At 37.1% G+C, this 15256-nt stretch carries 12 protein-coding genes; 9 read left to right on the top strand and 3 right to left on the bottom strand.

Annotated features, from left to right (window positions below; all coding sequences use genetic code 11):
- The first annotated feature begins 356 nt into the window (after positions 1-356).
- Together ycaC and C0T34_RS08515 are read left to right on the top strand one after the other, a co-directional pair.
- Positions 357-980, top strand: a complete 624-nt coding sequence (ycaC, locus tag C0T34_RS08520; RefSeq protein ID WP_075672937.1) for an isochorismate family cysteine hydrolase YcaC — start codon at positions 357-359, stop codon at positions 978-980.
- A gap of 120 nt (positions 981-1100) precedes the next feature.
- Positions 1101-2297 (top strand): lactate oxidase, encoded by a 1197-nt coding sequence (locus tag C0T34_RS08515; protein WP_098941270.1) that lies wholly within the window; start codon positions 1101-1103, stop codon positions 2295-2297.
- A gap of 81 nt (positions 2298-2378) precedes the next feature.
- Here the strand turns inward: C0T34_RS08515 and eptB are convergent, their stop codons facing one another.
- Positions 2379-4070: a kdo(2)-lipid A phosphoethanolamine 7''-transferase gene (gene eptB / locus C0T34_RS08510; protein WP_098941269.1), complete on the bottom strand. Its 1692-nt coding sequence runs from the start codon at positions 4068-4070 to the stop codon at positions 2379-2381.
- Between the two features lie 531 nt (positions 4071-4601).
- On the opposite strand from eptB, the gene fdhF reads away from it, so the two are divergent.
- From fdhF to C0T34_RS08490, 4 genes are all read left to right on the top strand, one after another.
- Positions 4602-6746, top strand: a complete 2145-nt coding sequence (gene fdhF, locus C0T34_RS08505) for a formate dehydrogenase subunit alpha (RefSeq protein WP_098941268.1) — start codon at positions 4602-4604, stop codon at positions 6744-6746.
- A gap of 300 nt (positions 6747-7046) precedes the next feature.
- On the top strand, positions 7047-8624 hold the full coding sequence (locus C0T34_RS08500) for a PTS transporter subunit EIIC (RefSeq protein ID WP_109850007.1): 1578 nt from the start codon (positions 7047-7049) through the stop codon (positions 8622-8624).
- A 14-nt stretch (positions 8625-8638) separates the two neighbouring features.
- Positions 8639-10000, top strand: coding sequence for a 6-phospho-alpha-glucosidase (locus C0T34_RS08495; protein WP_098941266.1), 1362 nt, complete (start codon positions 8639-8641; stop codon positions 9998-10000).
- A gap of 108 nt (positions 10001-10108) precedes the next feature.
- Positions 10109-10885: a MurR/RpiR family transcriptional regulator gene (locus tag C0T34_RS08490; RefSeq protein WP_098941265.1), complete on the top strand. Its 777-nt coding sequence runs from the start codon at positions 10109-10111 to the stop codon at positions 10883-10885.
- Between the two features lie 22 nt (positions 10886-10907).
- On the opposite strand, the gene C0T34_RS08485 is transcribed toward C0T34_RS08490, so the two are convergent.
- Together C0T34_RS08485 and C0T34_RS08480 are read right to left on the bottom strand one after the other, a co-directional pair.
- Positions 10908-11795 (bottom strand): 2OG-Fe dioxygenase family protein, encoded by an 888-nt coding sequence (locus C0T34_RS08485; RefSeq protein ID WP_098941264.1) that lies wholly within the window; start codon positions 11793-11795, stop codon positions 10908-10910.
- A gap of 160 nt (positions 11796-11955) precedes the next feature.
- Positions 11956-13569 (bottom strand): sigma 54-interacting transcriptional regulator, encoded by a 1614-nt coding sequence (locus C0T34_RS08480; RefSeq protein ID WP_109850006.1) that lies wholly within the window; start codon positions 13567-13569, stop codon positions 11956-11958.
- A 404-nt stretch (positions 13570-13973) separates the two neighbouring features.
- On the opposite strand from C0T34_RS08480, the gene hydN reads away from it, so the two are divergent.
- The 3 genes from hydN to hybG all read left to right on the top strand — a co-directional run bounded on the left by hydN (position 13974) and on the right by hybG (position 15244).
- A complete protein-coding gene (hydN, locus tag C0T34_RS08475) occupies positions 13974-14531 on the top strand; it encodes an electron transport protein HydN (RefSeq protein ID WP_069368213.1) in 558 nt (185 codons plus the stop codon).
- Positions 14532-14603: 72 nt separating this feature from the next.
- Positions 14604-14945, top strand: a complete 342-nt coding sequence (gene hypA / locus C0T34_RS08470; protein ID WP_088493870.1) for a hydrogenase maturation nickel metallochaperone HypA — start codon at positions 14604-14606, stop codon at positions 14943-14945.
- Positions 14946-14953: 8 nt separating this feature from the next.
- On the top strand, positions 14954-15244 hold the full coding sequence (gene hybG, locus C0T34_RS08465) for a hydrogenase maturation factor HybG (RefSeq protein WP_098941262.1): 291 nt from the start codon (positions 14954-14956) through the stop codon (positions 15242-15244).
- Positions 15245-15256: the final 12 nt, after the last annotated feature.

The following is a 15256-nucleotide window of genomic DNA, read 5'->3' as shown; positions in this document are numbered from 1 at the left end:
AGTAAGTTAGAGACCTTTTAGTTGCGCTTATCTCACCCCCGCCCGCGGGGGTTTTTTTATCTCTTTTTTCTCCGCCCTAAAACATCAACAAAATTTTTGAATGGTTAAAACAATAATCTTTAGATTCATTTAAGAATTATTGCACTTATAATTCTTTTCAACGAAACGAATTTATATAAACAAATAAATAGTTAATTAAATATCGTGATATTTAATTATATTTAAAGTTTACAATCGATTATTTATTATTAATGAATACATTAAAATGTAAATTTAAAAAGATCTGAATATTGTCATATAAATTTAGTGCTATTATTTAATTGAGTCTTACCTCTATTATACTATCGGAGATTATTATGAGCTTTAAATATCATCGTATCGATAAAAATAATGCTGCTGTTCTGTTGGTAGACCATCAAGCTGGGTTACTTTCTTTAGTCAGAGATATCGAGCCTGATAAATTCAATAATAATGTATTAGCATTAGCTAATGCTGCTAAGTACTTTAATTTACCTACCATTTTAACGACCTCTTTTGAAGATGGCCCTAATGGCCCTTTAATGCCTCAACTTGTCGAAATGTTCCCAGATGCTCCTTATATCGCTCGCCCAGGTCAAATTAACGCATGGGATAATGAAGATTTCGTAAAAGCGGTTAAAGCAACGGGTAAAAAACAACTGATTATTGCCGGTGTAGTTACTGAAGTGTGTGTCGCATTCCCTGCATTATCAGCACTTGAAGAAGGTTTTGAAGTCTTTGTGGTAACGGATGCTTCAGGTACTTTCAATGCCATTGCTCGTGACTCTGCGTGGGATAGAATGTCAAAAGCAGGGGCACAATTAATTAACTGGTTTGGTTTAGCTTGTGAGTTACACCGTGATTGGCGTAATGATGTTGAAGGATTAGGTGCGCTATTTGCTAACCATATTCCAGACTATCGTAATCTTATGACAAGCTATAATACTTTAACAAAAAAGTAAGCGGTTAATTTAAGTTTTACCTAAAAATAAGGCTTATATTCTTTTTCGATAAAGTTAATTTAATAGAAATTCATATTTATTAATTTATGAATATAAGCCTTTAATCCAAATGGAAAAAAAATGAAAAGAAAAATATTAAAAACCACTGCTATTGCAATGGCATTAAGCGTGGGTGTTGCACAGGCTGCTGAATATAAAGCAAGTACCGCAGAAGGTCCAATTAAAATAGTTAACTTAAAAGCGATGGAAGCACAAGTCCAAGCAAATATGGATAAAGGGGCTTTCGGTTATATTCGTGGTGGTGCTGAAGACGAAAATAATTTACGTTCAAACACGACGGCATTTGATAAAAAATATATTATGCCTCGTTCATTACAAGGCATCGAATTTTCTGACTTAGATTTAAAAACAGAATTTTTGGGTATTAAATTAGATACGCCTATTATTCAGGCACCGATGGCAGCTCAAGGGCTTGCACATCAACAAGGCGAAGTCGCCACAGCAAAAGGTATGGCAAAAGCAGGTTCTATTTTTTCATTAAGTACTTATGGTAATAAAACAATTAAAGAAGTGGCAGATGCTCAACCGGGTTATCCTTTCTTCTTCCAGTTGTATATGAGTAAAAATGATGCCTTTAACGAGTATATTTTATCTCAAGCAAAACAGTATGGCGCTAAAGGTATCATTATGACTATCGACTCTTCAGTAGGTGGTTATCGTGAAGATGATGTGAAAAATAATTTCCAATTTCCATTAGGTTTTGCCAACTTAGAAGCGTTTGCAAAAATCAGTGATGACAAATCGAAAACAGGTAAAGGTGCGGGTATTAGTGAAATTTATGCTCAAGCTAAACAAGCCTTCACCCCTGCAGATATTCAGTATGTGAAAAAAATGTCTGGCTTACCTGTGATTGTAAAAGGTATCGAATCACCTGAAGATGCAGATACTGCCATTAAAGCAGGTGCAGATGCTATTTGGGTTTCTAACCACGGTGGACGTCAATTAGACAGCGCACCAGCCACTATTGATGTATTACCAGCAATAGCAAAAGTGGTAAATAAACGTGTTCCTATCGTTTTTGATAGTGGTGTACGTCGTGGCTCGCATGTCTTTAAAGCATTAGCCAGTGGTGCAGATGTTGTCGCCGTTGGCCGTCCAATTCTTTATGGATTAAATTTAGGGGGCGCTGAAGGTGTAAATTCAGTTATCCAACATTTAAATAAAGAATTAAAAATTAATATGATGTTAGGTGGGACGAAAACAGTAAAAGATATTCAAGCTACTCAACTTTATACTGATGCTAGTTTCAATCAATAATTAACTTATTTAAGTTAAGAATAATAAAAAACCACGCTTAATATCGAGCGTGGTTTTCTGTCTATTTACTATTACGAAAATTTAATTTTGGGTTGGTGGCATATCACCAAAACAGAGGTTATTTTGATTATTAATACCGCCATCTGGAGACGAATAACCCAAGCAACCTAACATCGAATCAAAAATATTATGATGATAGAACGTGCGCTCTGCATCTTGATTACGTTTTAGGTTATCAAATAATTGCTTATTTTCAGGCTCCGCTAAATAGCTATCCGACATCCAAACTAAGAAAGGCACTTTAAATTGTTCTGGCGGTGCAATTTCTTTTGGTGTGCCATGTAAGCCACCTTTTTCGGAAATAGATTCTCCGTGATCGGAGGTATAAAACACAATGGCTTTTTTATCGCGTAATGTATCGAGTATGCCATCAATAAAATAGTCGGTATAAAGAATAGAGTTGTCATAAGCATTCACTAACTGCTCTTTAGTACACTCATCATCCACATTTAAACATTCAGGTTGGTACTTTTTGAATGATTCTGGGTAACGTTGTGAATACATAAAGTGAGAACCTTTAGTATGTAAAATCACTAAATGATTTCCCTTTGGATGCTGAGAAACCGCATTCGCCGTTTCAGCAATTAATAAGGTGTCATCAAGCTCTTTACCAAAATTGCTATTTTTTGCCGTCATCATCTCTTTCATTGCGTAGTTATTTAAATCAAGTTTATTGTAAAACCACAACTCGCTTTGCATTGAGAATAACTCTGATGACATACCTAATTGGCTTAATACTGAGAAAATATTGTTCTCTTTTAATGTCCGCTGATCGTTACTTTCAGTTCCATTTTCACGTACAAACATACATTTTAAAGAGAGTTTTGTTGCGGTATCACAAGAAATACCTTTAAAAGCAACAAGATTTTTTTCTTGGCTTAATAGCGGGTTTGTTTGACGCTCATATCCTAATAATCCCATATGATCCCATCTTGCTGTTTCACCAATAATAAAGACAACATACACATCCTCGTTAGCCTTTGATGGTTGGTATGTGAAGTGATCGGCAGGATCAAAAATATTTTTGCTATTAAACGTATCGTCATACTGCGTTATTGCATATTGGAATAATGGAATAATCCAATTTGTAGGTAAATAGGCATAACTTAAGCCACCACTATAACTTGGTAAATCTAAGTTATTTTTGATTTCATAGGCTTTTTGTTTTGAATCGAGTATTTTTAAATAGCCAAAAACAGCCAGTGCAATCACCAGCATTTTGGTAGTGTTTTTTATCCAGATTTTTTTCTTTTGTTGAGTCGTTAGATTTTTTTCTGGTTTTTTGCATAGCCAAATAAGAGCCAATGGCAAAACAGATAAACCAATAATCCAAATAATTACATTTGGGCTAACCAGCTCTTTAGATAAATCCGTATCTGTAGTTAGTGTTGAAATGATAATGCCATATCCAATGACTACATCATAAAAAGAAATATAGTAACTAGCACAAACACTCACGACGAGAATAAAAGAGGTAATTATTTTAAAAAAGAGAGTGCCGAAGAAAGAGAGTAATCGTAATAAGAAGAAGGTAAAGGCAATATTAACTGCAATTTCACCTAGGATATATAATGCATCAATGAGGGGGTTGTTTGTATTCTGTGTGCCATATCGGCCAATATAGACGGAAAGATTAAGAAAAAAACCAAGATAGACAGCTAAAAAAAGGGCAATGTTTTCTTTCGAAAACCTTAAAAACTTTAATTTTTGCATGTTCAATTATTATCAATTTATAAGGTGTAGAGGTCTTTATGACCGCGAAGTTGTTTTCAGGTTCAGTATTATGTGCTTTTTTTTATTGAAGTTTAAAAATTTTTTATTCGAATAACATTAATATCAAAATTATTAATTTTAAATAGTTCTAGTAGATAGGAATATTGATAGCGATATTAGAAGGTTGTCATCATTATATACGGTAAGACTTCGATAAAGGCAGATAAGAAAGCGTATTTATTATTTTGATTTCGCAGATGAAATGAATAAGTACTATTACGTTATAAGCGTTAATGTATAACGAATTTTGATAGAAACACAAATCGACATAAATATCGTCATTAGTGTCGAGCACTTCCTATCGTTTTGGTTTTCATTGTTTTCTTACTCACTCAATGGTTTTTATTTTTCTTTATTTTTCATTGCATTGTAGAAAAGTAAAAAAGCGTGCTTATTTGGCACACTCTCTGCATAGATAGAGGAGAGGATCAGGTAATAACCTGAACATTGATGAACACAGGAGCAATGTTGATGAAAAAAGTCATCACGGTCTGTCCGTATTGCGCCTCAGGATGCAAAATCTACCTGAAGGTGGAAAACGGTAAAATCATTGGCGCTGAAGGAGCCAATGGTTTAACAAACCAAGGTGAGCTGTGTCTGAAAGGGTATTATGGATGGGATTTTATCCATGATACTAAGATACTGACTCCACGTCTTAAAACACCAATGATCCGTCGTGAAAGAGGCGGAAAATTAGAATCGGTTTCTTGGGAAGAAGCGATTGAGTTTGCGAGTAGCAAACTTCTGGCTATCAAAGAGAAATACGGTGCTAAATCTATTATGACAACCGGCTCTTCACGAGGCCCAGGTAACGAAGCTAACTTCGTTATGCAGAAATTTGCTCGTGCGGTTATCGGAAATAATAATATAGACTGCTGTGCTCGTGTCTGACACGGCCCTTCGGTTGCAGGTCTGCAGCGTTCGGTCGGTAATGGTGCTATGAGCAACTCAATCGTTGAGATTGAGGATACCAAATGTCTATTTGTCTTCGGTTATAACGCCGCAGACTCGCATCCTATTGTTGCTCGCCGTATTGTTAAGGCGAAAGAAAAGGGTGCCAAAATTATTGTATGTGACCCTCGTTACATCGAAACAGCACGTTTAGCCGATTTACACTTAGGTTTAAAAAATGGCTCTAACATTGCGCTATTAAATGCAATTGCGCATGTGATTATTGAGGAAGGATTGCATGATAAATCCTTTATTGAAAATCACACCGAGCAGTTTGAAGAATATTGTAAATTAGTTGAAAGTTATACACCTGAATCCGTTGAAGAAACAACAGGTTTAAGTGCTCAAATTATTCGTGAAGCTGCGCGTATGTACGCAAAAGCAGAAACTGCAACAATTCTTTGGGGAATGGGTGTCACTCAGTTCTACCAAGGCGTTGAAACGGTTCGTTCACTGACTAGCTTGGCATTATTAACCGGTAATTTAGGTAAAAAATACGTCGGTGTTGGCCCTGTTCGTGGTCAAAACAATGTACAAGGTGCGTGTGATATGGGTGCATTACCTAACACGTTGCCGGGATATCAATACGTTACTGACGAAAAAGCGCGTGAGAAATTTGCTAAATTCTGGGGCATTGAATCCATGCCTGATGAAGTGGGCTATGCGTTAAGTGAAGTCCCTCATAATATCGATCACGGTTTATTAAAAGCTCACTATGTAATGGGTGAAGATCCACTGCAAACTGAGCCTGATTTAGCAACAATTCGTAGAACGTTTGAAAAACTGGATCTACTGATAGTACAAGATATCTTTATGACCAAAACAGCGTCGATTGCTGACGTTATTTTCCCTGCAACATCATGGGGTGAACATGAAGGTGTTTATACTGCGGCAGACCGTGGTTTCCAACGTTTCTATAAAGCCGTTGAACCTGTTGGTGATGTAAAAACAGACTGGCAGATTATCAGTTTGATGGCAACAGCAATGGGTTATCCAATGCATTACAACAATACCAAAGAAATTTGGGATGAGTTGCGTGAGCTATGCCCAATTTATTATGGTGCGACTTACGAAAAAATGGCGGACTTGGCGTATATTCAGTGGCCTTGCCCAACAGAAGATAGCCCAGGTACACAATATCTGTACGAAGGCGGTAAATTTGATACCCCTAATGGTAAAGGTCAATTCTTTACTTGTGAGTGGGCGCCACCAATTGACAAACTGTCTGATGAATTCCCAATGGTACTGGCAACAGTGCGTGAAGTTGGGCACTACTCTTGCCGTTCAATGACAGGTAACTGTAAAGCATTGGCAGCATTAGCAGATGAGCCAGGTTATGTTCAGTTAAATACTGAAGATGCCAAACAACTTGGCATTAAAGATCAAGAGTTGGTTTGGATACGCTCTCGTCAAGGTAAAGTGATTACGCGTGCTGCGGTTAGTGATAGACCAAATAAAGGCGCGGTATATATGACTTACCAGTGGTGGATTGGCGCTTGTAACGAACTAGTTGCAGAAAACTTAAGCCCAATTACTAAAACACCTGAGTATAAATATTGTGCAGTATGTGTTGAGCCAATCAAGGAACAGGCTCAGGCAGAACACTATGTGAAAACGGAATATAGCAATATTAAACGTCGTTTAAGAGAAGCTGCCGAGGGCTAATCTTACCTAATTAGTATTGTTTTTCTGCCTTAAGACCGAGTTTATTAACCTTGTGTTAGTAAGCTCGGTTTTTTTATGTTTTTTTACTGTTGTCTGGTCTTTTTCTCTTCAGTTTATCATCGAAAAATTACTTAACTTTTGCCTGAATATTCACCATGCGTTGGCTCACAATAAAAAAAGTAACATGTTACTTTTAACGTAATCCGTTTCTAAATCAAGTGGATAAATTGCTTTTTATTTAATGCCAGCGCAGGATGCTGCTATGGAAATGAGTGTAAGAAAACAACAACGAGATACCGTATGAAAAAACTCATTAATGCCCTACAAGCGTTTGGTAAATCCTTATATGGGCCTGTCTTGATATTGCCTATTGTCGGTTTATATATCGCTTTAGGTAATGTCTTTGGCAATGGCAATCTTGCGGAATATATTCCGTTTTTAAATCACCCGGTTATTCAAAGTATTGGGCAATTACTTGCAAAATCATCTGTTGCTATTTTAATCAATTTGGCACTGATTTTTGCTGTGGGTATTCCTGTTGGTTTAGCGAAAAAAGACAAAGGCTACGCTGGTTTAATTGGCTTAGTGGTGTTTGTTATTTTCACGAACGCCATGAATATTACGCTAACGCTACAAGGTAAACTGGTTAGCGCAGAAGAGATGCGAGCAGCTGGTCAAGGCATGGTATTAGGCGTCCAAGTTCTAGAGATGGGCGTATTTGCCGGTATTTTAACTGGGGCAATATCAGGGTGGCTTTATAATCGTTATTCAGGCCGTCAGTTTAACGGCATTATGGCTATCTACTCTGGTCACTGCTTTGTCGCCATTATTGCGATTCCATTCACCATTGCATTGGCTGTTTTAATGTGTGAAGTCTGGCCTTTTGCTCAGGCGGGTATTACTAAAATGGCGCTCGTTATTCATGATTCTGGTGCGTTTGGTGCGCTGATTTATGGATTCTTAGAACGTATTCTTATCCCAACTGGATTACACCATTTAGTCTATACCCCATTCTTGTATACCGAATTAGGTGGTGTTGCTGATGTTTGTGGCACAACTTACCAAGGTGCAAGAAATATCTACTTTGCTGAAATGGCGTGCCCGGAAGTTAAACAACTCAGTAGCACTGTGATTTGGGATGCGCGCGGTATTGCTAAAATGTTCAGCTTAACTGCCGCGGCAGCTGCCATGATCTCTGTGGCTAAAAAAGAGAAAAAGCAGATGGCGAAGGCGATTTTAATTCCTGCGGCTGCGACCTCTTTCTTACTTGGTGTAACAGAGCCTCTTGAGTTTTCCTTCCTATTTGTTGCCCCTGTTTTGTTTTTAGTTCATGCCGTATTAACCGGTATTGGCATGATGTTGTTCTACTTATTGGGTGTTCATGCGATTGGTGCGAACGGTGTCATTGATTTCATTCTATATAACTTGCCGTTAGGCACTGAAAAATCAAATTGGCCTATGTATATCGTGGTGGGTTTGATTATGTCAGTTCTCTATTTCGTTATCTTTAGAACCTTGATTTTAAAACTCAATCTTAAAACACCAGGTCGTGAAGAAGATGATGAAGAGACGCGTTTATATAGCAAAGAAGATTACAAGAAAAAAGCAGAAGCAGTCACTGCCCCTGAAGAAACTACTCAAACTATCAATGAGTTAGGTGAAGAGATTATTGAAGGACTCGGTGGACGTGACAATATTGAAGTGGTTGATAATTGTTATACCCGCTTAAGAGTCATTGTTAAAAATATCGATGCAATTCATGAAGATATCTTGAAAAAAACCGGTGCTAAAGGCGTTGTGCGCCACGGTAATAATGTTCAAGTTGTTTATGGATTACATGTAAAAAAAATGCGTGAAGCGGTCGAAGCCGCACTTTAATAGGAGAAAGAAAGATGACTAAATCACCCTTTATCTTAAGTATTGCAGGCGGCGGAAGCACCTATACACCGGGAATTGTAAAAAGCTTAATGGTACGTTTAGAGGATTTTCCACTGAGTGAAATTCGTTTATATGACATCGATCAAGAGCGCCAAGATACCATCGCCCCAGTCGTTGAAAAAGTGATCCGTGATCATAGTGATACCATTAAATTTACAGTGACAACGGATGCAAAAACCGCGTTTGATGGTGCTCATTTCGTGTTTGCTCAAATGCGTGTGGGTCAATATAAAATGCGTGAACAGGATGAAAAAATCCCGTTACGTCATGGTGTTGTAGGGCAAGAAACCTGTGGACCTGGCGGGCTTGCTTACGGTTTACGTACTATTTTACCTATGGTTGAGTTAATTGATTTAGTTGAGGAATATGCCTCCCCTAAAGCATGGATTGTAAACTATTCAAACCCAGCCGCGATTGTTGCTGAAGGTGTACGTCGTTTACGCCCTAATGCTCGAGTATTGAATATCTGTGATATGCCTGTTGCGGCGATGCGTAATATGGCAGCCGTATTAAATGTTGATCGCCATGATTTAGATGTGGACTACTTTGGCCTAAATCACTTTGGTTGGTTCACTTCTGTCCGTGTAAAAGGTGAAGAAAAACTGCCCGAATTACGTGAACATATCGCTAAATTCGGTCTTTTAACTGAAGATGCTGCTCAAACTGATCCACAACACTCTGATCCTTCATGGGTGAAAACATGGCGTCATATTCAGCCATTAATGGAAGCATTCCCTGAATATATTCCAAACCCATATTTGCAGTATTACTTGATGCCAAATTATATCGTTGAGCATCAAGATCCAGATTACACCCGTGCAAATGAAGTGATGGATGGTCGTGAAAAACGTTTGTTTGAAGCAGCGCGTGAATACAAAGAGACAGGTATTTTACCTGATGCTTTCCACGTTGGTGTTCATGGTGCCTTTATTGTTGATGTAGCATGTTCTTTAGCTTTTGATTTACGTCAGCGCCATTTAGTGATTGTTGAAAATAAAGGTGCGATTGCAGATTTACCTTATGATGCAATGGTTGAAGTGCCGGCATATATCACATCTCACGGGCCAGAGGCTATTCGTGTTGGCGACATTCCGCGTTTCCATCGTACTTTGTTAGAGCAACAATTGGCATCAGAGCAATTGTTAGTGGAAGCAACGCTTGAAGGTAGCTACGAGAAAGCACTAGAGGCGTTCACACTGAATAAAACAGTGCCAAGTGTGATCCACGCTAAGAAGATCCTCGATGATATGATTGAAGCAAATCGTGAGTATTGGCCTGAATTACGTAAAGCTTATGTAAATGGTAAGCATGTTTGATCTCAAAACTTGCTGTTAATGAGTAATTGAATAAGAATGCTGTTCTATCACCAGAACAGCATTTTCCTTTTATGTTGGTAAGGACGATGTATCAATAAGGTAACAGGTATGTCGGCACGATTATCATCTTTACTATCAAGAGCAACAGAATTAACCCGTGCAGAATATCGCATCCTTTCCTATTTAATTGATAATCCGACACAAGTCGGTAAACTTACCATTAGAGAACTTGCACAAGCCAATTTTGTTTCAACAACGACCATTATGCGTCTTTGCCAGAAATTAGGTTTTTCTGGTTATAGTGAGTTGGTGTATTACTGCAAACAGTTGTTATCCACGGCTGAAAAATCCCATCAACTGAAAAGTGATGAAAATGAGGTTGCAGAGCCGCTTTTTGATCAGTTTTTGGCGAATTATTTAAAGACTTTCACCTTAATTTCAGATGAACGAAGACAAGCTTTTGCTGATTTAATTAACAGTAAGAACTCATTTTTTATTTATGGTGCAGGTTTTTCCCATATATTTTCAGAATATATCAGTAAGCGGTTACAGCTGATTGGTAAAGATGCTTTTCTTTCTGGACTCAGTGACAGTAAGAATATCTTTATTAACAATGCGTCACGCTATACGGTTTTTATTGCGATATCTCGAAGTGGAGAGACAGAACAAGTTGTTGAAAAGGCGAGAATAGCAAAAAGTATTGGTATGAAGATTGTTGCCTTTACTCGAGCAAGTGCCAATCCATTGGCTGAACTTGCTGATATTCATTTCCCCATCTATGACGATGCAGTGAATTATCATTGTGACACTATCGAGAGCTCGTCTTTTGAATCAAACCTTGTCTTGATGATTGATTTATTACTCAGCCGAGCTCAACGATTTTAGTTGATGTAATAACGATTTATGACTAAGCAACTGACTGATTTAAATAAAGCGTTAAGGGTAAATCAGGATGTGCATTCATTGAATCGAATTTATGTGATGGGTGAGCATCAACTGTGGGGTAACGAGATAATAAAACGATAAAATCTTGGTAAGCCTGATTTTTATTATCATGAGTAAAAATAGGTGTACCACTATGATTTAATTCATTATCTGCAATTAATAATACATCAAGATATTGCGCATTATTGTGTTCATAAAGCACATTTTCAGGGGCGATTTCTTGCCAAGGTGTTCCTATGGCTTCTTTCGGTGAATGCACACGTAAAGCACCTGTATTATCTTTAACGTTATTCTTATTCATCATCACAATCATGGTGTGATCAACGCCATCTTTATGAACGCCTTCAATTGAAAGTTCACTTAAAGAATCTGGTTGAGCAATTAACCTTAAATGGAAAACAGTGGATATTGATTTAGGCGAATTTTGATCTGTTAAGTGACGTGGTGTAAATGTATTACCCTGAATTAATAGCATTTTTAATTTTAATAGCGCTTGATAAGCCGTATTGCTCTGCCAGCGATCATCAAGCGCTCTAAAATGCCTTTGTGCGCCACTATCCTCACGAATAAATCCATCTTCTTCAGTGAGAACAAAAGGTTGGTACTCTAGTCTGGAGATCATTTCTATATCATTATCAAAAAGGTAGCGTCCAGTTCGAGAGTGACGAAATGAAAGCGTTGGATCTTGTGCTAAATAGTCACCATATTCCATTAGTGCATTAATATCTTTCTCTTCAGCACCTAATTGTTTTATTAAATCAATGACAATATCTTGAGGAATAAAAACATATTTATTATTTTTGTACTCTTTTCTTATTTCACTAATTTTATTTATAAGCAGGCTATTCATATAATATGCTCCATTGATGGTTTATATTATTAATAATTAATTAGAGGAATAAATAAAAAACATAATCAAATGAATTATAGATGCAGATAAATAAGTTTCAAATATATAAAAAAAGAGTGTCATTAATGACACTCTTTTTAAATAAGTAATTATTTCAGAATTAAAGTATTTCTGGAATTGAAATACCTAAACGTTGCATCCGTGATAATAATGTTGTTCTTTTTAATCCTAATTTTAAAGCGGCACCTCTAGCACCAGCAACCACGCCATTGGTTTCTCTTAATGCTTGAATGATCCTTTCTCGCTCCTCATCATCACTTTCTGGCGCATTAGTTTGCATACGCTTTTCAATAGATGAAGGTTGAGATAGCACCTGTTTTAAACGAGAGGGTTTATTAATATGAAGCTCTTTTAACTGAAGGTTTAGTGTTGAACCTCGCGTTAAAATAACTGCTCGTTCAATAATATTTTCAAGTTCACGAACATTACCCGGCCATGGATAAAGTGTTAATTGTTCCAATGCATTAGCTGGAATACAATCTATTTTTCTATCCATTCTTCGCGCAATTTTTTGCGTGAAATGTTTTGCTAAAAGCGGAATATCTTCAGGCCGTTCTCTTAGTGGCGGAATAATAATAGGAAAAACATTAAGGCGATAATAAAGATCTTCTCTAAATTCACCTTCATCCGTTAAATCATGGAGATCTTTATTGGTTGCCGCGATAAGTCTGACATCCACAGGAATAACTTTATTACCACCTAATCTTTCTATTTCGCGCTCTTGAAGAACACGAAGCAATTTAGGTTGTAATTCAATGGGCATATCACCAATTTCATCTAGAAATAGCGTACTTTTATCCGCCATTTCAAATCGACCAATATGCGTATTTGTTGCACCTGTAAATGCACCTTTATCGTGACCAAAGAGATCACTTTCTAAAAGACCTGAAGGTACTGCCGCACAGTTCATTTTTATCATCGTCTTATTTTTTCGCTGACTTAGACTATGAATAGCGCGTGCAATTAATTCTTTACCAGTCCCTGTTTCACCTAATATAAGAACGGTACTATCACTTTGTGCCACTAACTCAATTTGTTCGAGCACATTATGCATAGCATCGCTTTGATAAATAAGCTCACTAAAGCATGCATTATTATCTATCTGTTCATTAAGCCAAATATTCTCATTCTTTAAACTATCTTTTAAATGTGTTATCTCTTCATAAGCGGCGGCATTTTCAATGGCAATACCAATACGTGCCGCAATTTGTTGAAGCAATTGGCAAGTATCGTTAGTAAAAACGCTTCCTATTTCATGCGCTAAAATTAATAAACCAAGAGGTTTATGATTAAAAGCCAGTGGCAATAACAAAGCCGTCTGCATATTTTGCTTAACTAGACGCTTAATCAAAACATCTTCCTGATCTTCTTTATTAATATCAATTAAGACAGGTTTATTTTGATTAATAATTTCTTCGGCTTTGTTATTCGCGCTACTGAATTTACGTTGTTGGCGAATGACGGATTTCCCAGTCTGATAACGACTAGAATAAAGAATACCTTCATTACTATTTTGTGATGAGGTACGGCATAACATAAGACTAATATGGTTCAGTCCAAAAAAACGATGTATTTCTTTAGAGACTTCAGAAATAAGACCATCCATGTCTAGATGAGCTAATACAGAATTTGTGATATCAACCAATATTCGATATTGGTTACGCTCATTACGAAGGCTCTCCATAGTTTCAGCATTGTTACTGCTTAATTTCATGACACCACCGATTGCCCTAAAAAATTAGCTATATTGTAGTAGGTTTATAATAAATTTATATCAATGACTGAATCATTTTTGATCCAACCCGCTATTTTTGTATATGTCATGAAACTTAAGAATATAAACGAATCAAATCATTATGCAATCAAATATATAGCGATTTATTTTATCGTCAAAATTGTCGAATAATTTGACGAAGTGACTTATTTATTAATTAATAATCATTTTTATTTGAAAATTATTTAATTGAAAAATAAGGAATACTTATATCAAAAATATATTGGCATGAACCGTGCTAGATTCATTCTATTGATACTCTAATTATTACTCTTAATTAGAATAACTCGTTGCATTTATCGCCATATATAACGGCTATATATAACAAAAAGCAGGAGAATATGATGAACCGTTTCATCATTGCAGACCCTAAAAAATGTATTGGTTGCCATACTTGTGAAGTGGCTTGTGTCGTGTCACATCAGCAAGCAGACCAAGATAATTTAGCCATTGACCAAATTAGTGAGCAAAATTTTCAACCTAGAATTCATGTGATCAAAGGATTCTCAATCAGTACAGCAGTTGTTTGTCACCAATGTGAAGATGCTCCTTGTGCCAATGTGTGCCCAAATGGCGCTATTATTCATAACAAAGATTATTACTATGTCGATCAGGAAAAATGCATCGGCTGTAAAACCTGTGTGCTGGCTTGTCCTTACGGCACTATGGAAGTGGTTTCTCGTCCAATTATGCGTAAATCAACTGCACTTAATGCGATTGAAGCATTTAAAGCAGAAGCAAACAAATGTGATTTATGTCACCACCGTGAAGCGGGCCCTGCATGTATTGAAGTTTGCCCAACTCACGCTTTAGTGTGTATTGATAGAGATGCACTTGAAGAGATGGTTAAAGAGCGTCGTCGTAAAGCAGCTTTTGAAACCGGTGCTGAATTGTTGTTCTAAGATCAATAATAAAGCAACTATGTGCTGATACTATAGTTGCTATTATTTATCCTGCTTCAATAAGGTATCGACATGCATGAAATCACGCTTTGCCAGAGCGCATTTGAGATAATAGATTCTCAAGCTAAATTAAATAATGCAAAAAAAGTAAAAAGCGTATGGATGGAAATTGGCGCATTATCTTGTGTTGAAGTCAGCGCACTTGAATTTTGCTTTGACATTGTTTGCAGAGACACCCTTGCTCAAGGCTGTGAATTACATATTGAGGTTATCCCTGCAAAAGCATGGTGTTGGGATTGTCATCAAGTTGTCACTGTTTCAACCTTTAATGCTGGTTGCCCATCTTGTGGTAGCCAGAATATGCGCGTTGAAAATGACGATGCAATGCGAATAAAGCAAATAGAGATCGAATAGGGGTTGTTATGTGTCTTGGTATTCCAGGTCAGGTTGTTGAAGTTGGAAAAACAATCACTGAAAATGCGATGGTCGATGTTTGTGGCGTTAAACGAGAAGTGAATATTGCACTAGTCTGCGAAGGTGAGCCTTATACGATGATTGGCAAATGGGTGCTGGTGCATGTTGGTTTTGCCATGAGTATCGTCAATGAAGAAGAAGCAAAAGAGACTCTGGATGCTTTGATGGCAATGGGCGAAGTGGAAGACGATGTTTCTGCTTTTCTTTATGGTGAAGAGGGCGCACCGAAGAAAAACTGAGTTAGTTTTGTA

The organism is Proteus sp. CA142267 (assembly GCF_003336825.1).
GTDB classification, from domain to species: Bacteria; Pseudomonadota; Gammaproteobacteria; order Enterobacterales; family Enterobacteriaceae; genus Proteus; species Proteus terrae.
This window is presented reverse-complemented; position numbering and strand designations above follow the sequence as displayed.